This is a genomic window from Xanthomonas sp. NCPPB 1132, from assembly GCF_056629235.1.
On record NZ_CM152819.1, the window covers coordinates 3,473,204 to 3,492,485 of the forward strand.

Consider the following 19,282-nt stretch of genomic DNA (forward strand, 5'->3'; position numbering starts at 1 on the left):
ATCACGTCTTGAACGGCATCTTGCCCCCGGGCGCACGTCTGTGCCCCGGGAGGCCAGCGATCCATCCCGCGACGCAAGCAAGCGCACATGGTCGAGCGCCGTCTGTACGCCATCGCACGGCACCCTTTGCGAATCTGCTGATGTGCGACGCCCCCGAACCCTGATAGCGCTCCCGTCCCCCCTTTCTCTTCCGACCGCGGCGCGCCAAATGAGCGCAAGACGCATGGCAACGCGTGCGCGCCAGGCACGTGCAACGCCTTGACGCCATCGCCATATCAACTGCCAGCAACAGGCTGCAATACGCAAAGATCGTAACAATAGGCAGCAACTTTCCCGAAGTTGACGGCACCGAACCGCCACAAACGCATCTCCATGATGCCGCGCGGAAGAAGTGCCGAGCGTCGTGTCACCTCAAGTGAGCTCACCCCGAGCCGGCGAACCGAAAGCTGATCCCCATCGTCGACTTTCCGGGTGATCACGACGGAAATGTAACAGTCGTATGTCGCAAATTTTCTTGTTCAGCGGATGTTGCATCGCTAGCGCCGCAGCAGTACATTCGCTTAACCAAGCCGTAACAACTGCTTCACTTCGTATTTAAATAGGGGAGTAAGGAAGGAATGTTCAGAACTTCGACCAACGGGCTGCGGCGGATGCCGCTGGCAATTGCCGTGATCGCAGCGTTGCAAGCCGCGCCCACCTTTGCGCAGGACAATCCGGCCAATGGTCAGGCTGGTGCCGACGACCAAGCCAAGGCCACCTCCAAAGAGGCCGCCAAGACCAAGGAACTCGATGCCGTTTCTGTGACCGGATCGCTGCTCAAGCGTCCGGAATATGAGACCGCCTCGCCGGTCCAAGTCATCTCGATCGACAAGAGCATCTCGGCCGGCAAGTTCGACGTGGCCGACTTTCTGCAGACCTCCGCCGCGGCGGCCAGCTCCACTCAGATCAACAACCAGTTCGGTGGGTTCGTCGTCGAAGGCGGCACCGGCGTACAGACAGTGTCGCTGCGCGGCCTGGGCGCCAACCGCACGCTGATCCTGCTGGATGGTCAGCGCCCCGGCCCGGCCGGCACGCGCGGCCAGGTCGGTTCGTTCGATCTGAACGTCATCCCCAAGGTCATCCTGCAGCGCATCGAAATCGTCAAGGACGGCTCGTCGTCCATCTACGGCTCGGATGCTGTCGCCGGCGCGGTCAACCTGATCACCCGCAAGAGCATCGACAAGCCGATCATGGACTACACCATGAGCGTGCCGCAGCATGGCGGAGGCGAGCAGTTCTCGGCATCGTTCGCTGCAGGCAAAGATTTCAGTAACGGCAGCATCATCGGTGCCGTGCAATGGGATCGACTCAATGCCCTGGAGTTCGGCGACCGCGACTTCCTGCGATGTGCCCAGGACCGGATCTGGGGCACCGACGGCAAGCGCATCGACCGCGAGGACCGCTCGATCATCGGCGGCACCAACCTTGGCGGATGTTCGTCGGGCAACCTCTACGCCAACACCATTATCAACTACTTCAATTCGGCCATCCGCTATGTCCCGTCGCCGGACGGCAGCACTGTGGGTCCGTTCGCTGGTTACCGACCGCGCCCCCGTCCTTCCAGAACCTACGCCAACTCGCCGCAGGCCTACTATGAGGACGTGTTGAACTTCCCGTTCTACAACACGACGCAGGCCATCAACCAGCGCGAGCGCATCAGCCTGTACGGCGCCAGCGATTTTGGGTTCGATAGCTTCAACTGGAAGACACAGTGGCTGTACAACCGTCGCGAGACTACCGCGCACAGCTACAGGCAGTTCTTCCCCGTCGTCGCCAACGAAACGGACGGCAACTTCTACCAGCCGATCATGCCGTACCGCGACGATCAGAAGATCACCGTCGATTACTTCTACGGCAGCACCAAGTTCGACGGGGCCTTCAAGGGAAGCGATAGCTGGAGCTGGGAGATCAACGCGAGCTACTCGCGTTCGGACGGCGAATACCGGCACAACGACATCCAGACCTCGCGCACGGGCGATCTGGCGTATGTCGACAGCGACGCACCGGTGAACTACTTCGATCCCGGCTTCCTCAGCGGCGAACGCATGCGTGAGCTGGAGAACGCCATCGGCGTCAACACCAAGGGCAACACCATCTACGATCAGGCCATCGTCAATGCCGTGGTCACCGGCAACCTGTTCGCGCTCCCCGCAGGTGATGTCGGCGCGGCGTTCGGTGTCGAGTATCGGCATACCAAGATCGACGACCAACCCGATGCGTTGACCACGTCGGGCGACATCTGGGGCTACAGTTCCGCGCAGGAGACCAAGGGCACGGACAATGTGCGCGAAGCCTTCGTGGAGTTCGACGTCCCGCTGCTCAAGAACAAGCCGGGCATCGAATCGCTCTCGGTCAACCTGTCCGGCCGCGCGTTCAAGTACAACTCCGTCGCCGATTCGGACGAAGTATGGAAGACCGGCCTGAACTGGCAGATCATTCCGTCCCTGCGCGTGCGCGGCAGCATCGGCACTTCGTATCGGGCGCCGGGACTGTACGAGCTGTACCTTGGCGATCAGACGGGTTACCAGTCGCAGACAACGATCGACCCGTGCATCCTGTGGGGTGAAAGCAACAACACCTTCATCCAGAAGAACTGTGCGGCTGCTGGCATCCCCTCGGACTACGCGGGCGGCGGCGGATCTGCGACCGTGTACGGCCGTGGCGGCCAGGGCACTCTGAAGCCGGAGACCTCCAAGGCCAAGACGCTTGGCATGGTATGGACGCCCGAGTTCGCCAACCTGAGCGTGGCGGTCGACTATTTCGACTACGACATCCGGGGCGAGATCTCGCAGCTCAACGAGTTCGACATCATCAATGGCTGCTATGGGTCGGCGGTGTATCCGAACGCGTTCTGCAATCAGTTCGTCCGTAACAGCCCGACCGATCCCGCCTCGCCGAACACCATCACCACCATCTACAACAAGTACATCAACATCAACCGCGAGCGTACCCGCGGCTACGACTTGCAGATGAATTACGACAACGACTTCTCCTTCGGCAAGCTGTCGCTGGAGGCACAGGTCACGTACACGATGGAAGACGTGCTGCAGTTGTTCGACAGCGCGGCGGAAAGCGGGCTCACCTCGAGCAACCAAGTCGGCTACATCGGCCGACCGAAGACCGTGGGCCTGATGTCCGCGGATCTGAAGCGCGGGGACTGGACCTTCAGCTACCAGGCCAGCTATGTCAGCAGTACTCGCAATCTCGATCTGGACCCCACCTTCACCTACCAGGGGTATCAAAACGCGACGCGCGACATCAAGGCCGGTTGGCAGGTCCTGCACAATGCGTCCGTTTCCTACGAACAAGGCGACTGGGGCATCATGGTCGGCGTGCGCAATCTGTTCGACAAGGCGCCGGACCTGATTTCCACCGGGGCCGGCACGCGTTACGGCAATACTCCGCTGTACGCGTCGCAGTACGATTGGTACGGCCGCACGTTGTTCGCCCGAGTGCAGTACAAGTTCTAAGCATTGCTGTTCGGGAGCGATCGGAGGGGCGGCCATTGGCCGCCCCTTTTTGTTTGGAACATTCGCGCGAGGATCCTTGGCAGCTACGCACAACCAAGTCCCCGACCTGTATAGAGTGCGGATCGCGCACGCCACCTCCAAACACGCGCTTTTGCGGGCGCAAACCGCGCGCCTTCTACACCTCAGCCGCGCAGCAGCGCCATCGCCGCATTGTGGCCGGGCGCGCCGGTCACGCCGCCGCCGGGGTGGGTGCCGGAGCCGCACAGGAACAGACCGGGAATCGCACCGCGGTACGCCGCCTGGCCGAGCATCGGCCGCGCGCTGAACAACTGGTTGAGGCTCAGCGCGCCATGGAAGATGTCGCCGCCGACCAACCCGAAGGTGCGTTCCAGGTCCAGCGGGCTCAGCACCTGCCGGCCCAGCACCGAAGCGGCGAAGCCCGGCGCGTAGCGCTCGACGGTGGCGATCATCAGGTCGGCGACCTCCTCGCGGTGCGCGTCCCAACTGCGCCCGTCCGGCAACTGCGGCGCCACGTGCTGGCAGAACAGGCTGGCCACGTGCTGGCCCGGCGGCGCCAGGCTGTCGTCCAAGGTGCTGGGAATCAGCAGTTCGACGATCGGTTCACGCGACCAGCCGTGCGCGCGCGCATCGTGATAGGCGCGGTCCATGTAGTCCAGGCTCGGCGCCAGCACGATGCCAGCGGTGAGATGGTCGCCCGGCCCTGGCAGCGCGCTGAAGCTGGGCAGGCGCGACAGCGCCACGTTCATCCGGAACGTGCCCGACCCGCAGCGCCAGTGCGCCATGCGCGCACGCGTGGCGGCCGGCACGTGCGCCGGATCGAGCAGGCGTTCGTACAGCAGCTTGGGGTTGACGTTGGCGACCACGTGCCGCGCCCGCAGCCGCTCGCCCTGCTCGGTGACCACGCCGACCGCACGCCCGTCCTCGACCAGGATCTCGCGCACGCTGGCCTCGGTGCGGATCTGCGCGCCGGCGGCGGTCGCGGCGCGGGCCATCGCCTGGGTGATCGCGCCCATGCCACCCAGCGCATGGCCCCAGGCGCCCTTGACCCCGTTGCTCTCGCCGAATACGTGGTGCAACAGCACGTAGGCCGAGCCGGGTGTGTACGGGCTGGCGTAGTTGCCGACGATGCCGTCGAAGCCGAACAGCGCCTGCGCCGCATCGCTCTCGAACCAGCGCTGCAGATACTCGGCGGCGGAGATGGTGAACAGGTCCAGCAGATCCTGGCGCAGTTCCGCGTCCAGCGCGTGCAGGCGGCGGCCGAGGCGGCCGGCGCGCAGCAGTTCGGGCAGCGCCTGCAGCCAGCCGCCGTCGGTGACATTGGGCGGCGGCTGCAGCGCCAGCGCGCGCAGCACATCGGCGATGCCCTCCAGCCGCGCCTCGTAGGCCGGCAGGCGCGCGGCGTCGCGCGCGGAGAACTTGGCCAGTTCGGCCTGGGTGTGGCCGGCGCCGGTCAGCAGATAACGTCCATCCGGCAACGGCAGGAAGTTGTTGCGCCGGCGCGGCACGATGCGCAGGCCGTGGCCGGCCAGATCCAGGTCGGCGATCACTTTGGGCTGCAGCAACGACACCGTGTAGGACGCCACCGAGTTGCGGAACCCGGGATGAAACTCCTCGGTCACCGCGGCGCCGCCGACCACGCCGCGCCGCTCCAGCACCGTCACCTTCCAACCGGCCCGCGCCAGGTAGGCGGCGCAGACCAGGCCGTTGTGGCCGGCGCCCACGATCAGGGCATCGCATGGCGATTCACGGGTCATGGCCGCATGGTAAGCCAGCGCCGGCGGGCCTGCCGACCGGCAGGCGACGCGGCCGTCCCACGGCCCAACGCGCGCGGCCGCCCATGACCTTCGACACCCCTGAAACCTCCCGCGGCGGCGTAGAGTCTCGCCACGGCCCGGACGGGCCACCTTTTTATCCACGTCGGCCTGGAGCCTGCCTGTGACCCTTCGCAATCCCAAGATGCTGCTGTTGACCCTGGCCGTGAGCGCCGCGCTCACCGGCTGCAACAAGCCCGAGAACGCCGCGCCCGCCGCCGACGCCGCCAAGCCCGCGCCGGCCGCCGCCCCGGCCGCAGCGCCCGCCGAGCTCAAGCTCGACACCAGCAAGCTGCCGGCCTACAACGCCTTCAGCATCAACGATCTGGACGCCGGCAAGAACGCCTGCGACGACTTCAACGGCTACGTCAACGGCAAGTGGCTGGCCGCCAACGAGATTCCCAAGGACCGCAGCAGCTGGGGCGCGTTCTCGATCCTGGACGAGCGCTCGGTGGCCGTGCAGCACCAGCTCGCCGAACAGGCCGCTGCCGCCGCCAACCCGCAGGGCGTGGAAAAGATCGTCGGCGACTTCTGGTCCTCGGGCATGGACGAAGCCAAGATCAACGCCCAGGGCATCGAGCCGCTGAAGGCCGACCTGGCCGCGATCGACGGCCTCAAGGACGGCCCGGCGATCGCCGAGTACCTGCGACAGAGCGCGGCCAAGGGCGAGAACGGCCTGTTCGGCTTCGGCGCGGAAGCCGACTTCAAGAATTCGACGATGAACATGGCCTACGCCATGCAGGGCGGCCTCGGCCTGCCCGACCGCAGCTACTACGTCGACGCCGACAAGCAGGACAAGCTCAAGGCCTACCAGGCGCACGTGGCCAAGGTGCTGGAGTTGGCCGGCGTGCCGGCCGCCGACGCGGCCAAGCAGGCGCAGGACGTGGTGGCGCTGGAAACCCGCCTGGCCAAGGTGTCCAAGTCCAGCGAGCAGCTCTCGCGCGACGCCGAGCTTGCCTACAACCCGGTCACCCCGGCCGAGGCCGACAAGCTGACCCCGAACTTCCCCTGGACCAAGTTCTTCGAATCGCAGGGCGTGGCCGTGCCGGAGAAGTTCTCGCTGGCGATCCCGGCCTTCCACCAAGAAGTGAGCAAGGCGCTGGGCGACACCGACCCGTCGGTGTGGCGCGCCTACCTGCGCTTCCACACCGTGGACAGCGCCTCGCCGTACCTGAGCGATGCCTTCGCGCAGGAAAACTTCGCCTTCTACGGCAAGGAACTCAACGGCCAGGCCGAGATGAAGCCGCGCTGGAAGCGCGTGCTCGGCAGCATCGAGAACGGCGCCGGCGAGGCGATGGGCCAGATGTACGTCAAGGTCGCGTTCTCGGCCGACGACAAGGCCAAGATGCAGCAACTGGTCGAGAACCTGAGCCAGGCATTGAAGGCGCGCCTGGAGAAGCTGACCTGGATGAGCGACGAGACCAAGGCCAAGGCCCTGGAGAAGTGGAAGACCTTCACTCCGAAGATCGGCTACCCGGACAAGTGGCGCGACTACAGCAGCCTGACCACCAAGCGCGACAGCTACCTGGACAATGTGCGCGCCGCCACCGCGTTCAACTACAAGTACAACCTGGGCAAGATCGGCAAGCCGGTGGACAAGACCGAGTGGGGCATGACCCCGCAGACGGTCAACGCCTACTACAACCCGCTGCAGAACGAGATCGTGTTCCCGGCGGCGATCCTGCAGCCGCCGTTCTTCGACCCCAAGGCCGACGACGCATTCAACTACGGCGGCATCGGCGCGGTGATCGGCCACGAGATGACCCACGGCTACGACGACCAGGGCGCGCGCTTCGGGCCGACCGGCAACTTCGAGAACTGGTGGACCCCGGCCGACGCCAAGAAGTTCTCCGCGCTCACCGGCAAACTGGTCCAGCAGTTCGACGGCTACGAGGTCGACGGCAAGCACGTCAACGGCAAGCTGACCCTGGGCGAGAACATCGCCGACCTGGGCGGCATCACCACCGCCTACGACGCGATGAAGAAGGCCACCGAGGGCAAGGACGACCCGAAGGTCGGCGGCATGAGCCGCGACCAGAACTTCTTCATCAACTGGGCCACCGTGTGGCGCACCAAGTACACCCCGCAGAACGCGATGGTGCGCCTGACCACCGACCCGCACGCCCCGGCGCAGTTCCGTGCGATCGGCGCGCCGTCGAACCTGGAGGCCTTCGCCACCGCGTTCCAGTGCAAGCCGGGCGCGCCGATGGTGCGCAGCGGCGACAAGCGCGTGGTGATCTGGTAAGCGGCAGCGTCACCGCCGTTCCGCGAAAAGGCCCGGCATGTCCGGGCCTTTTCTTTGCGCGGCGGCCGGCCTGCGACAGTGGCGGCGCTGCCGATCGCCCCGTGCGGCCAGCGCCGCCCGTGCTTGCCAGCGTCGCTCGCTGAATCCGATGGGGACGACGTCGCACGTCATCGCCACAGTTGCACACCGCGGCTTGTTAAACTCCGCCGACTTTAATCCTGACCGGATGCGTTCCCGATGCCCAATGCCCGTCCGCTTGCCCTCGCCGTCGCCCTCGGCCTGATCGCCCTCGCCTCCGCCGCCGATGCCGCGCCCAAGAAGAAGCGCGCCGCCGCGCCCAAGGCCCCGCCGATCAGCGCCGCCTGCAGCGACTTCTACGACGATGCCAACGCCGACTGGCTGAAGCAGAACCCGGTGCCGCAGACCGGCGCGGTCACCGCGCTGGGCCAGCTCGCCGAGCGCGCGCAGCAACAGCAGCGCGACCTGCTCGATGCGTCCATGCAGTCGCCGCAGAACGCGGTGCAGAAGGCGCTGGGCGACTTCTGGGCCAGCGGCCTGGACGAGGCCGCCGTCGAGAAGGACGGCTCCAACCCGATCGCGCCGCTGCTCGGCCGCATCGATGCGATCAAGAAGGCCAAGGACGTGCCGGCCTCGATCGCCGCGCTGCACCAGATCGGCATCCCGGTCGCGTTCAACTTCGGCGCCGACGTCGACCTGAAGGCGCTGGACCGCCACATCGGCTACTTCATGCAGGGCGGCATGGGCCTGCCCGATCCGGCCTTCTACACCCGCACCGACGCCGACACCATGGCGCTGATGGGCCGCTACCGCACCTACGTCAAGCAGATCCTGACCCTGACCGGCACCCCGGCCGACCGCCTCGAGGCCGACGCGCAATCGGTGCTGCAGATCGAGACCGCGCTGGCGCGCAGCGCCAAGTCGCTGGCCGGCATCAACAACCCGTTCAACAACTACGCGCCGATCTCCACCAAGGAGTTGAACAAGCAGTACCGCAACCTGCAGCTCGACGCCTTCCTCAAGGCCCAGGGCGTCAACGACGATCTGGTGTCGATGGCCGACCCGGACATGTTCAAGCAGCTCGACGGCATGATCGTCAGCATCAAGCCCGAGCAGTGGAAGGCCTACCTGCGCTGGCGCGTGGGCGATGCGATGGCGCCGTACCTGTCCAAGAGCTTCCGCGACGCCAGCTTCGAGTTCCGCGGCCGCGTTCTGCAGGGCCAGGTCGCACCGCCGCCGCGCTGGGCGCAGGTGCTGGACGCGATCAACGTCGCCGCCGGCCCGATGCTGGGCCGCGAGTACGTGGCGCGCTACCTGTCGGCCGACACCCGCCGCCAGGCCGAGACCATCGCCGACCAGGTGCGCGACGCGCAGATCGCCGCGGTCAAGCGCAGCACCTGGCTGAGCGAGCCGGCGCGCACCGAGGCGCAGGCCAAGCTGGCCGCGCTGAAGATCGAAGTCGGCGCGCCGCGCCGCGACCTCGACTACACCCTGCAGCCGATGGGCCGCGGCAGCTTCGGCGGCAACATGCTGATCGCCTCCACCTGGCGTCACCGCGAGGAGATGAAGCGCATCGGCAAGGGCAACGCCGACCGCCGCTGGGACGTGCTGCCGCAGCAGCCGGCGCTGACCTACGACATCGCCCAGAACCGCCTGATCGTCACCGCCGCGGTGCTGCAGCCGCCGGTGTACGCGGCCGGCGGCGACGCCGCGGCGCTTTACGGCGCCTACGGCGCGATGGTCGCGCACGAGCTGATCGGCGCCATCGACAGCAAGGGCAGCCAGGTCGACGCACAGGGCCAGTTGCGCAACTGGTGGACTCCGGAAGACAAGAGCGCCTGGAACGCGCTGGCGGCCCGCACCGCCGCGCAGTACGGCGCCTACGACTTCCCCGGCGTGAAGGGCGCCAAGGTCAACGGCCCGCTGACCCAGGACGAGGACCTGACCGACATCGGCAGCGTCGAACTGGCCTGGCAGGCCTACAGCGCCGCGCAGCCGACGGCCAACGAAACCGGCAAGCAGGCGTTCTACAAGGCCTGGGCCGGCCTGTGGGCGCAGCAGCTGTCGCCGAACGAAGCCGTGCAGCGGGTCACCGCCGACGTGCACGCGCCCGGCCGCTGGCGCACCAACGGCGCGCTGGCCAACCTGCCTGCCTTCGCCGCGACCTTCACCTGCAAGCCGGGCCAGCCGATGGTGCGCAGCGAGGCCGAGCAGATCCACCTGTGGCCGTGAGCAGGTGCCGGCGCTAGCCGCCGGCCAGGCACACAGCAAGACGGCGCGGGCAACCGCGCCGTCTTGCGTTCAGGGGTCTGGAAAACGTGTCTTCGGCGCCTGCGCTGCCCGCAGGCGGCTGTCAACGCGAGGGCGCTGCGCGCTGCGATACCTGCGCGCGGAGGCCGGCGTGCGCTATCGCACGATGCGCGGACGCGGCGGCTTGCGCTTGCCGAACGGCGGCTGGCCGCGCCAGTAGCGGATCATCAGCCAACCGAACAGCATGCCACCCAGATGCGCGAAATGCGCCACGCCCGGCTGCCAGCCGGTGAAGCCCATCAGCAGTTCCAGCGCGCCGAACACGATGACGAAGGTGCGCGCCTTCATCGGGATTGGCGGGAACAGCAACACCACCCGCTGGTTCGGAAACAGCATGCCGAACGCCAGCAGCAGGCCGAAGATGCCGCCCGAGGCGCCCAAGACCGGAAGCGCCGGCATGCCGTTGCTGACCATCCACCAGCCGACCAGCAATTGGCACAGGCCGGCGCCGGCTACGCAGACCAGGTAGTAGGTCAGGAAGCGCTTCTCGCGCCAGGTCTGTTCCAGCGGACCGCCAAACATGTACAGGGCAAGCATGTTGAACAGCAGGTGCATGAAGTCGTCGTGCAGGAAGCCGTAGGTCAGCAACTGCCAGATCTGGAAGTTCTGCCCGGGCGAAAACGCATCGAACGCACCGATCGGCCACAGCATGAAGGGCTCGAAGGTATTCATGCCAAGCAGCATCTGCAGCAGGAACACCACGACGTTGCCGATCAGCAGCGCTTGAGTGACGGGCGGAAGTCTGGGAAACATGGTCGGGTCCGTGGCAACTGCCCCCCATCATAGCCGCTCGCTGGAGGCTGAACTCCAACCAGCGTGGCTGGCATTCCACGACCAATGCTCCTCTTCCAAGAAATTGCGAGCGCGGTGCGCCGAAGAGACGGATGAGGGCGCCTCGTGCAGTTCAAACACCGCATGCGCTTCGCGCCCTACCCTCCCCCCCCTCTCCCGCAGGGAGAGGGGCTTGAACCTCCCTTCTCCCACCGGGAGAAGGTGCCCCGAAGGGCGGATGAGGGTGCGGGCGCAGCCTCGTGGAGTCGAAACACCGCATGCGCTTCGCGCCCCTACCCTCACCCCAACCCCTCTCCCGAAGGGAGAGGGGCTTAGCATTCCCCTCTCCCCTTGGGAGAAGGTGCCCCTAAGGGGCGGATGAGGGTTCGGGCGCAGCCTCGTGGAGTCGAAACACCGCATGCGCTTTGCGCCCTACCCTCACCCCAACCCCTCTCCCAGAGGGAGAGGGGCTTGGCATTTCCTTCTCCCTCCAGGAGAAGGTGCCCCGAAGGGGCGGATGAGGGTACGGGCGAAGCCTCGTGCAGTCGAAACACCGCATGCGCTTCGCGCTCCTACCCTCACCCCAACCCCTCTCCCGGGGGAAGAGGGGCTACGCCATTCACAGCCGGCCTCTTCTGCTCTTCGAGACACGGTCCGCCGCAGTTCTGGTGCGCCTCGCTACCTAGGCCCCCACACCTCGGCATCGAGATCCCGCGCCGGCTTAGGCGCACGTTTCACCCGCCCGCCCTGCACCACCACGCCTTCGGCGCGCAGGCGCTGGCATTGTTCGCGATGCCCACGCGAGCCTTCGTGGAACGCGATGCGGCCGTCGCTGCGCAGTACCCGGTGCCAGGGCAGCGCGGCGTCGGTGTTGCCGCCAAGCAGGCGCGCCACCAGGCGCGCGCGCCCCGGCAACCCGGCCAGCATCGCCACCTCGCCATAGCCGCGCACCTGGCCCGGCGGGATCGCCCGGATCGTCGCCAGGATCCGCGCGTGCGCCTCGGCGGCCGCCGTCGTCGCGGCCGGCACCGACGCATTCGCAGCGGGCGGCCGCCGCGGGCTCATGCCGGCCCCGCCCGCGCCGGCCGCGACACCAGCAGCACCCCGCCCAGCACCAGCACGGTGCCGGCGATCTGCCACGGCCCCATCGCCTCGCCCAGCAGCAGCACGCTGAGCACGATGGTCGAGACCGGGCCGAGCATGCCGATCTGCGACGCCAGCGCCGAGCCGATGCGCTGCACCGCCAGCATCGTCGCCAGCACCGGCACCGCCGTGCACAGCGTGCCGTTGAGCAGCGACAGCGCGTACACAGGCGTCGGCATGACCAGCGCGTGCAGCGACCGCAGCAGCAGGAACTGGGCGATACACAGCGCGCAGGCGACAAGGCTGGCGTAGGCGGTCAGCCGCACCGCACCGACCCGCGCCACCAGTTGGCCGCTGCCGACCAGATACGCCGCATAGGCCAGCGCGCTGCCGAACACCAGCAGGCTGCCCCAGGCGGTGCGCGCGCCGCCGATGCGCAGGTCGTGGCCGAACGCCAGCAGCACGCCCAGATAGCTCAACGCCAGCGCCCACAACTGCCGACGCTGCGGACGCCGCCGCCACAGCAGCACGCCGATCAGCAGCACCAGGGTCGGGGTGAGATAGAGGATCAGCCGCTCCAGGGTCGCGGTGATGTAGGCCAGGCCGAGGAAATCCAGGAAGCTGGCCAGGTAATAGCCGAGCACACCCAGCGCGACGATCCGCCAGCGGTCGCCCGGCTGCAGCGGCGGCGCGCGGCGCGCCGCCCACAGCGCCATCGCCGCGAAGCACGGCAGCGCCACCAGCATGCGCAAGGCCAGCAGGGTCACCGCATCGACGCCATAGCGGTAGCCCAGCTTGACGATGATGGCCTTGCCGGAAAACGCGATCGCGCCGCCCGCGGCAAGCAGCACGCCGCCGAGGCTGGCCTGTGTGGCAGAGGGAGCAACGGGGGCGGACGTGCCGGGCGCGCTCATCGCGCAGCGCCGCGGCAGGGAGAAGAGGACACGTGCATGCCGCCATTCTACGGCGCGACGGCCAACCCGCCGTCGGATCGCCGCGGCTTCAGCGCATCAGCACCACTTCCTCGGCCGAGGTCGGATGGATCGCCACGGTGTCTTCCAGTTGCTGCTTGGTCACACCCAGCTTCAACGCCACCGCGAACCCCTGCAGGATTTCGTCGGCACCATCGCCGAGCAGATGGACGCCGACCACGCGTTCGTCTGCGCCAACGCACACCAGCTTGAACAGGCTGCGCTGCGGCGAATCGGCCAGCGCCTGCAGCATCGGCCGGAAGTTGCTGCGGTACACAGTCACCGCATCGGCGCCGTAGCGTTCGCGCGCCTGCTCCTCGCCCAGCCCCACCTGGCCCAGCGGCGGATGCGAGAACACCACGCTGGGCACGTTCTCGTAGTCCAGCCGCGCCTGCGGCCGGTCGCCGAACACGCGATCCATCAGCTTGCGCCCGGCGGCGATCGCCACCGGCGTCAGGCCGACCTTGCCGGCCACGTCGCCGATCGCATACAGCCCCGGCACGTCGGTGTTCTGGTAGTCGTCCACCACGATCTCGTGCTTGTCGCCCAGGCGCACGCCCAGCGCTTCCAGGCCGAGATCGCGTGTGTTGGGGCGGCGTCCGATCGCGAAGAACACCTTGTCGACGTTGTCGCCGGCCTGCCCCTGCGCATCGACCACGCACAGGCCATCGCCACTGCGGCGCAGGGCGCTGGCGCGATAGCCGAAATGCAGGCGCACGCCCTGGTGGCGCAGATTGTCGGCGAGCTGCCGCGCCAGTTCCGCGTCGAACCGCTCCAGCAGGCGCTCGCCCTGCACGTACAGCTCCACCCGGCTGCCCAGCGCCTGCAACAGCCCGGCCAGTTCCACCGCGATGTAGCCGCCGCCGACGATCGCCACCCGCGGCGGTGCCTCGCACAGATTGAAGAAGTCGTCCGAGACCAGGCCCAGCTCGGCGCCTTCGATCTGCGGCCGCAGCGCATGCGCACCGGTGGCGATCACCACGTGCTTGGCGCTGACCCGCACGCCGTCGTCGCATTCGACGGTATGCGCATCGACCAGCCGGCCGCGCCGCGGGATCAGCACCACGCCGTCGGCATCCAGACGCCGCCGGTAGCTGGCGTGGATATTGCCGATATAGCCCTGGCGATGCGCCACCATTTCGGCCCAGGACAGCGTGGCCTCGGGAATGGCGAAGCCGACCGCGCGCGCCAGGTCGATGCGCTCGACCAGGTCCGCCGCCAGCCACATCGCCTTCTTCGGCACGCAGCCGACATTGACGCAGGTGCCGCCGAGCGCGCTCGGCTCCAGGATCGCCACCCGCGCGCCGTGGCTGGCGGCGCGGAACGCGGTGGCCAGGCCACCGGAGCCACCGCCCAGCACCAGCAGGTCGTAATCGCGGATCGGCCCGCTCACGGCGCACGCTCGGCGCGCGGTGCAGTGGCGTCGCTGGCGAACCCGTATCGGCTTCTCACATCGTCCATCGGCTGTCCTGTCGCATGTCTCGGTCGCCGCGGAGCATGCCATGGGCGGCCGCGCGGCAGATGTGAGGACGCCGCCGCAGCGCCTGCGCTCAGGCTGCGTCGCGGCGGCGCATCGGCTGCCAGCGCAGGTAGCTGGCCGACCGCCACAACCACTCCACCGGGCCGAAACGGAACCGCTGCAGCCACCAGTGCGACAACGCCACCTGCAGCGCGAACAGCACGACCGCGAACGGGATCTGCCAGGCGCGCGGCAGTTGTTCGAAATAGCCGAACCCGTAGCCGTAGAACAACGTGGTGCACACCAGCGACTGCAGCAGATAGTTGCTTAGCGCCATGCGCCCGGCCGGCGCCAGCCACTGCAACGCCGCTGCGGCGCGCACCAGCCAGGCCGCATAGCCCAGCGCCATCAGCCCGCTGGCGACGCTGGCCAGGGCGTAAGCAAAGGTCAGACGCAGATCCAGCCGCGCCGGGTCCATCCACGGCTCCAGCCGGAAGCTCAGCAGCATCAGCGCCAGCCCCAGCGGCAGCACGCCCCAGCGCAGCACCGCCAGCAGCCGCGGGAAGCGCTGCGGTTGCGCGGCCAGTCCGCTGCGCACGCACCAGGCGCCGAGCAGGAACATGCCAAAGATGGTCGGCGCATTGAACAGCAGCCCGCTCAGCGATTCGACCAGGTCGCGCGCGCGCTGCGCGGTGGCCTGGGCGTAGCTGCCGTGGCCGAACACCTCGCGCTGCTGCGCAAGCGCCGCCGCGCCGTGCTGCGCCTGCTCGGCCATGTCCCGATGCCACTGCGCTGCAGCGTGCGGATCGGCCTGCGCCGCCCAGGCGGCGGCGCCGATCAACAGCCACAGCGCAGGCGCGAACAGGTACACCACCAGCGCCATCCCCGGCAGCCAGCGCGTGGGCGCCTCGCGGAACGCCAGCAGCATGAACGCCAGCAGTGCGTAGCTGACCAGGATGTCGCCGGACCACAGCAGCACGGCATGCAGCAGGCCGATCAGCAGCAGCCCAGCGCTGCGGCGCAGGAAGAAGCCACCGAACGGCCGTCGCGCGGTCTCGGCGCGCTGCGCCATCACCGCAAAGCCCATGCCGAACAGCAGCGAGAACAAGGTGTAGAACTTGCCCTGCACCAGGATGTAGACCAGGGCGTCGGCGATGCGGTCGGCGCCGCGCAGCGTCGGATCCAGGCCGGTCATCGCCGCGTCCAGCGGACCGACGAAGCCCTCGATGTTCATCAGCAGGATGCCCAGCAGGGCGAAGCCGCGCAGCACGTCCAGCGTGGCGATGCGCTCGGCGGGCGCGACGGGCTGCAACACGGGGGCGGAGGAAGCCAAGGCGGGCACCGGACGGAAGGCCGGCGAATGTCCCCTCGCCGCGATCAGGAAGGCCGCCGGCGTCCGCAGCGGCGCGACGGCGCCGCTGCGCGCGGCGCCAGGGCTGGCGGCACCGGCGCGACCGGTACCGCCATCAACGCACTCAGTGGTGGTGGCCGCCGTCGCCGTGCACGTGGCCGTGCTCGATCTCTTCGGCGCTGGCCTCACGCACGTCGACGATCTCGACGTCGAAGTGCAGGTCCTTGCCGGCCATCGGGTGGTTGAGGTCGACGTCGACCACGCTCATGCCGACCTTCTGCACGGTGACCGCGCGCGGTCCGAAGTTGGTCTGCAGCACCACCTGGCTCCCCGGCTGCAGCTTGACCGCGCCGAAATGCTTCTTCGGCACGCGCTGGCTCAGGCCCTCGCGGTATTCGCCGTAGGCGTCCTTGGCGGCCACGTCGACGCCGAAGCTGTCGCCGGCGGCCTTGTCCATCATCGCGTTCTCCAGGCCCGGGATGATGTTGCCGTGGCCGACCAGGATCACCAGCGGATCGCGGTCCTTGGAGCTTTCGATCGGCTCTTGACCGACTTCCGAAACGGTGTAGTGGAAACGGACGACGCGGTCTTTTTCGATCTTCATGTGCACTCTGCGCTGTGGCTGCCGGGGGCAGACGGGATGGGCGGCTTGTCGGCCGCCGGGAGCGCCGCCATGATGGCGGCCTTCTGAGGTCGCGCATTATCCCGGCTCCATGCACAACACGCCAGTTTCGCCGCGCGGCCGCCGCGCGTTCCCGTGGTGGCTTCCGCTGCTGTGCGCCGCGGCGCTGGCGGCCTGCGGACGCCACGAGGTCCGCCACACCCGGCCGGCGCCGGTGACGGTGCGCGAATGGCCGCAGGTGGCACCGGCCGACCCGGGCGCGGCCAACGCGGTACTGATGCGCGCGCTGGGCCTGGTCGGCACCCCCTACCGCTACGGCGGCAATACCCCCGAATCCGGCTTCGACTGCAGCGGCCTGGTCGCCTACGTCTATCGCGACATGCTCGACCTGCGGCTGCCGCGCACCTCGCGCGAGCTGGCCGCGGTGCAGGGGCCGCGGATCGACCCGCAGCGCCTGAGTACCGGGGATCTGGTGTTCTTCGGCAGCGCAGGGAATGTGACGCACGTCGGAATTTATGTCGGCGAAGGCCGTTTTGTGCATGCCCCCAGCACCGGCGGGACCGTCCGCCTGGATTCGCTGGACGGGGCCTACTGGCAGGACCACTACACCGGCGCAAAACGGGTTTTGCACTGAATTGTGATTTCACCCACATTCATAATTACGAAATTTTAACCTTATTTGAACTTCCTGTTTCTGTCTACAAGGCATGATCCCTCATCGTTTTATTTTGTGATCCAAGCGTGACGACCGAAGCCCAGACCTCTCCAGGCAAGCCCGCCGTTCCCCGCCGGACCGCTTTCCGCCTCTTATGCACCGCCTCGCTCTGTTTCTCGGCCCTCCCGGCTCTGGCCCAGACCGCTCCCGCCGACACCGTCGTCCCGGAAGCGATCGCGACCGTCGCCCCCGCCCCGGCCCAGGTAGGCGCCGCAGCGACCACCGCCCCGGCGACCGCACAGACCTCCACTTCCGTTGCCTCGGCCAAGCCGGCCACCGCCGCCCAGGCCCCCGCGCCGGCGCGCAGCAAGGCCGACGCCGCCGCCAGCGCCACGCTGGCCGCCCTGCTGCCGCACCTGGCCGCCAACGACACCATTCCACTGATGGACCGCTCGGCGATGTTCGCCGGCGACATCAGCCGCCTGCTGGCCAACTACGACGTGTCCCAGCCGGTCCCGCGCGAAGGCGTGGTGCCGGGCGGCGACAAGGTGCAGTCCGTGCTCAAGCGCGCTATGGCGCTGCTGGGAACCCCGTACCGCTGGGGCGGCGAGGACACCGAAGGCTTCGACTGCAGCGGTCTGGTCGGCTACGTGTTCCGCACCGCGCTGGGCATCGAACTGCCGCGCGTGTCGCGCGAGATGGCCCGCGAGGCCAACGCTCAGCTGATCAAGGACCGCGACGCGCTGGCCCCGGGCGACCTGGTGTTCTTCGGCCGCAAGGGCCGCGTCGACCACGTCGGCCTGTACGTCGGCGAGGGCCGCTTCCTGCACGCCCCCAGCCGCGGCAAGGACGTGCGCGTGGACACGCTGACCTCCGGCTACTGGGGCGAGAAGTTCGTGCAGGCGCGCCGCGTGGCGATGTAAGCCACCCCGTCTGTGCGCAATGCGAAGAAAGGCCGCTGGCGACAGCGGCCCTTTTTATTGCGCCCGGGTGTCGCCGGATTGCCGCTGCGATGCCGCGCTGTCCACCGGCTGCGTCATTGCCGCCCCCGCCTTGCCCGACGGCACGCTACGCTGGCCCGCCTCGATCGCGTCACCGGAATGTCGATGACACCACCTCCCTCGCCCACCCTGCGCCCCTGCCACGCCCATGACCACCGTCGCCGGGTTGCATCCTGGCCGCACCGGCAGGCGCTGCGCTGATGTTGCTCACTCCCGCCCTGCCCACGCCCGCCCAGGCACTGGCGATCGCGCAGTCGCTGCTGTCCACCCGCTATGCCGGCGCGGCCTTCGGCTTCGCCGCCGGCTCGATCCTGCGCGGCGAAGGTACGCACTTGTCCGACATCGATCTGGTGGTGGTCTACGACAGCCTGCCGGCGGCACGTCGCGAATCGTTCGTGGCCGAGGGTGTGCCGGTCGAGGCCTTCGTGCACGATCCGGGTACGCTGGCCTGGTTCGTCGATGACGATGCGGCCCGCGGCCGTCCCAGCCTGCTGCACATGGTCGCCGAGGGCACCATCGTCGGCACCGCGACCGACGCTGCACGTGCCCTGCAAGGCCAGGTCGCCGCGCGACTGCAGGCCGGGCCGCTGCCGCTGACGCCGGCGCAACGGGACGCGCTGCGCTACGAAATCACCGACCTGATCGACGACCTGTGCGGAGAGCGCAGCACCGCCGAGATCGTCGCGATCGGCGCATTGCTGCATCCGCGCCTGGCGGAACTGGCGCTGCGCGGACGCGGCCATTGGTACGGCAGCGGCAAGTGGGTGCCGCGCCTGCTGGTACGGATGGATCCGGCGGTGGGCGCGCGCTTCGAGCAGGCCTTCGCCACGCTGTTCGCCAGCGCCGACTGCGCGCCGGTGCTGGCCCTGGCGAAGCAGGAACTGGCCGCGCACGGCGGCCGCCTGTTCGACGGCGACTGCCGCACCGCGCCGGCGGACTGGCGCGCCTGAGCCAGCGCGCGGGCGCGCGCCCTCAGCCGTGGTAATGCGCGATGGTGTCCTCGATGCCCTTGCTCAGCTCCATAACCTTCTGCGCGTACTCGGCCAGGCGGTGGTCTTCCGGGGTATCCGGATGCCAGGCCGGGACCGCGGTCGGCCGGCCTTCGACGCCATCCAGGGCCACGAACACGATGATGCAATGGGTGCACAGGCGCGGCTCGCCGCCCATCGGGTCGCGGGCGCGCACCTCGATGGCGAAATGCATGCTGCTGGTACCGGTGTGGACCAGCTTGGCGCTGACCGTGACCATGTCGCTGATGCGGATCGGCGACACGAAGCGGATGCCGCCCACCGCCACGGTCACGCTGTAGTGGCCGCTCCAGCCCACCGCGGCGGCGTAGCCGACCTGGTCGATCCACTTCATCACCACGCCACCGTGGACCTTGCCGCCGTAGTTGACGTCGATCGGTTCGGCCAGGAAGCGGAAGGTCAGTTCGCGTTGCGTGCCGCTCATCGG

General features: G+C 68.1%; 14 protein-coding genes. 6 read left to right on the top strand and 8 right to left on the bottom strand.

The genetic code is table 11. The annotated features are described in order from the left end of the window. The first annotated feature begins 617 nt into the window (after nt 1–617). Nucleotides 618–3,509, top strand: coding sequence for a TonB-dependent receptor plug domain-containing protein (locus tag AC1G9L_RS14815; protein WP_481069395.1), 2,892 nt, complete (start codon nt 618–620; stop codon nt 3,507–3,509). A gap of 182 nt (nt 3,510–3,691) precedes the next feature. Here AC1G9L_RS14815 and AC1G9L_RS14820 read toward each other — a convergent pair whose 3' ends face one another. Beyond that, nucleotides 3,692–5,284: a phytoene desaturase family protein gene (locus tag AC1G9L_RS14820; protein ID WP_481069396.1), complete on the bottom strand. Its 1,593-nt coding sequence runs from the start codon at nt 5,282–5,284 to the stop codon at nt 3,692–3,694. 202 nt (nt 5,285–5,486) lie between these two features. Between AC1G9L_RS14820 and AC1G9L_RS14825 the strand changes: the two genes are divergently transcribed. Together AC1G9L_RS14825 and AC1G9L_RS14830 are read left to right on the top strand one after the other, a co-directional pair. Then, nucleotides 5,487–7,586, top strand: coding sequence for a M13 family metallopeptidase (locus tag AC1G9L_RS14825; protein ID WP_481071141.1), 2,100 nt, complete (start codon nt 5,487–5,489; stop codon nt 7,584–7,586). A 237-nt stretch (nt 7,587–7,823) separates the two neighbouring features. After that, nucleotides 7,824–9,836, top strand: a complete 2,013-nt coding sequence (locus AC1G9L_RS14830) for a M13-type metalloendopeptidase (protein ID WP_019801458.1) — start codon at nt 7,824–7,826, stop codon at nt 9,834–9,836. 174 nt (nt 9,837–10,010) lie between these two features. On the opposite strand, the gene AC1G9L_RS14835 is transcribed toward AC1G9L_RS14830, so the two are convergent. From AC1G9L_RS14835 to AC1G9L_RS14860, 6 genes are all read right to left on the bottom strand, one after another. Then, nucleotides 10,011–10,667, bottom strand: coding sequence for a rhomboid family intramembrane serine protease (locus AC1G9L_RS14835; protein WP_019801459.1), 657 nt, complete (start codon nt 10,665–10,667; stop codon nt 10,011–10,013). A gap of 696 nt (nt 10,668–11,363) precedes the next feature. Continuing rightward, a complete protein-coding gene (locus AC1G9L_RS14840) occupies nt 11,364–11,750 on the bottom strand; it encodes an MGMT family protein (RefSeq protein WP_481069397.1) in 387 nt (128 codons plus the stop codon). Beyond that, nucleotides 11,747–12,682 carry a DMT family transporter gene (locus AC1G9L_RS14845; protein WP_481069398.1) on the bottom strand — a complete coding sequence of 312 codons (936 nt, stop codon included), beginning with the start codon at nt 12,680–12,682 and terminating at the stop codon, nt 11,747–11,749. The genes AC1G9L_RS14840 and AC1G9L_RS14845 overlap by 4 nt, the downstream gene beginning before the upstream one ends. Before the next feature lie 88 nt (nt 12,683–12,770). Beyond that, on the bottom strand, nt 12,771–14,120 hold the full coding sequence (gorA, locus tag AC1G9L_RS14850; protein WP_481071143.1) for a glutathione-disulfide reductase: 1,350 nt from the start codon (nt 14,118–14,120) through the stop codon (nt 12,771–12,773). Nucleotides 14,121–14,289: 169 nt separating this feature from the next. Continuing rightward, nucleotides 14,290–15,531, bottom strand: coding sequence for a DUF418 domain-containing protein (locus AC1G9L_RS14855; RefSeq protein WP_481069399.1), 1,242 nt, complete (start codon nt 15,529–15,531; stop codon nt 14,290–14,292). A 142-nt stretch (nt 15,532–15,673) separates the two neighbouring features. Continuing rightward, nucleotides 15,674–16,153 carry an FKBP-type peptidyl-prolyl cis-trans isomerase gene (locus AC1G9L_RS14860; RefSeq protein ID WP_017909247.1) on the bottom strand — a complete coding sequence of 160 codons (480 nt, stop codon included), beginning with the start codon at nt 16,151–16,153 and terminating at the stop codon, nt 15,674–15,676. Between the two features lie 109 nt (nt 16,154–16,262). On the opposite strand from AC1G9L_RS14860, the gene AC1G9L_RS14865 reads away from it, so the two are divergent. From AC1G9L_RS14865 to AC1G9L_RS14875, 3 genes are all read left to right on the top strand, one after another. Then, nucleotides 16,263–16,805, top strand: coding sequence for a C40 family peptidase (locus AC1G9L_RS14865; RefSeq protein ID WP_481069400.1), 543 nt, complete (start codon nt 16,263–16,265; stop codon nt 16,803–16,805). A gap of 107 nt (nt 16,806–16,912) precedes the next feature. After that, on the top strand, nt 16,913–17,749 hold the full coding sequence (locus tag AC1G9L_RS14870; RefSeq protein WP_481069401.1) for a C40 family peptidase: 837 nt from the start codon (nt 16,913–16,915) through the stop codon (nt 17,747–17,749). A 278-nt stretch (nt 17,750–18,027) separates the two neighbouring features. Further along, nucleotides 18,028–18,777, top strand: a complete 750-nt coding sequence (locus AC1G9L_RS14875) for a nucleotidyltransferase domain-containing protein (protein ID WP_481069402.1) — start codon at nt 18,028–18,030, stop codon at nt 18,775–18,777. A 22-nt stretch (nt 18,778–18,799) separates the two neighbouring features. Here AC1G9L_RS14875 and AC1G9L_RS14880 read toward each other — a convergent pair whose 3' ends face one another. Continuing rightward, nucleotides 18,800–19,279, bottom strand: a complete 480-nt coding sequence (locus AC1G9L_RS14880; RefSeq protein WP_010341292.1) for an acyl-CoA thioesterase — start codon at nt 19,277–19,279, stop codon at nt 18,800–18,802. Between the last annotated feature and the right edge of the window lie 3 nt (nt 19,280–19,282).

What these genes read in the sequence shown, in the direction of transcription:
- AC1G9L_RS14815 (WP_481069395.1), top strand. Translation starts at nt 618, where the DNA reads ATGTTCAGAACTTCGACCAACGGGCTGCGGCGGATGCCGCTGGCAATT.
- AC1G9L_RS14820 (WP_481069396.1), bottom strand. Translation starts at nt 5,284, where the DNA reads ATGACCCGTGAATCGCCATGCGATGCCCTGATCGTGGGCGCCGGCCAC.
- AC1G9L_RS14825 (WP_481071141.1), top strand. Translation starts at nt 5,487, where the DNA reads ATGCTGCTGTTGACCCTGGCCGTGAGCGCCGCGCTCACCGGCTGCAAC.
- AC1G9L_RS14830 (WP_019801458.1), top strand. Translation starts at nt 7,824, where the DNA reads ATGCCCAATGCCCGTCCGCTTGCCCTCGCCGTCGCCCTCGGCCTGATC.
- AC1G9L_RS14835 (WP_019801459.1), bottom strand. Translation starts at nt 10,667, where the DNA reads ATGTTTCCCAGACTTCCGCCCGTCACTCAAGCGCTGCTGATCGGCAAC.
- AC1G9L_RS14840 (WP_481069397.1), bottom strand. Translation starts at nt 11,750, where the DNA reads ATGAGCCCGCGGCGGCCGCCCGCTGCGAATGCGTCGGTGCCGGCCGCG.
- AC1G9L_RS14845 (WP_481069398.1), bottom strand. Translation starts at nt 12,682, where the DNA reads ATGAGCGCGCCCGGCACGTCCGCCCCCGTTGCTCCCTCTGCCACACAG.
- AC1G9L_RS14860 (WP_017909247.1), bottom strand. Translation starts at nt 16,153, where the DNA reads ATGAAGATCGAAAAAGACCGCGTCGTCCGTTTCCACTACACCGTTTCG.
- AC1G9L_RS14865 (WP_481069400.1), top strand. Translation starts at nt 16,263, where the DNA reads ATGCACAACACGCCAGTTTCGCCGCGCGGCCGCCGCGCGTTCCCGTGG.
- AC1G9L_RS14875 (WP_481069402.1), top strand. Translation starts at nt 18,028, where the DNA reads ATGTTGCTCACTCCCGCCCTGCCCACGCCCGCCCAGGCACTGGCGATC.
- AC1G9L_RS14880 (WP_010341292.1), bottom strand. Translation starts at nt 19,279, where the DNA reads ATGAGCGGCACGCAACGCGAACTGACCTTCCGCTTCCTGGCCGAACCG.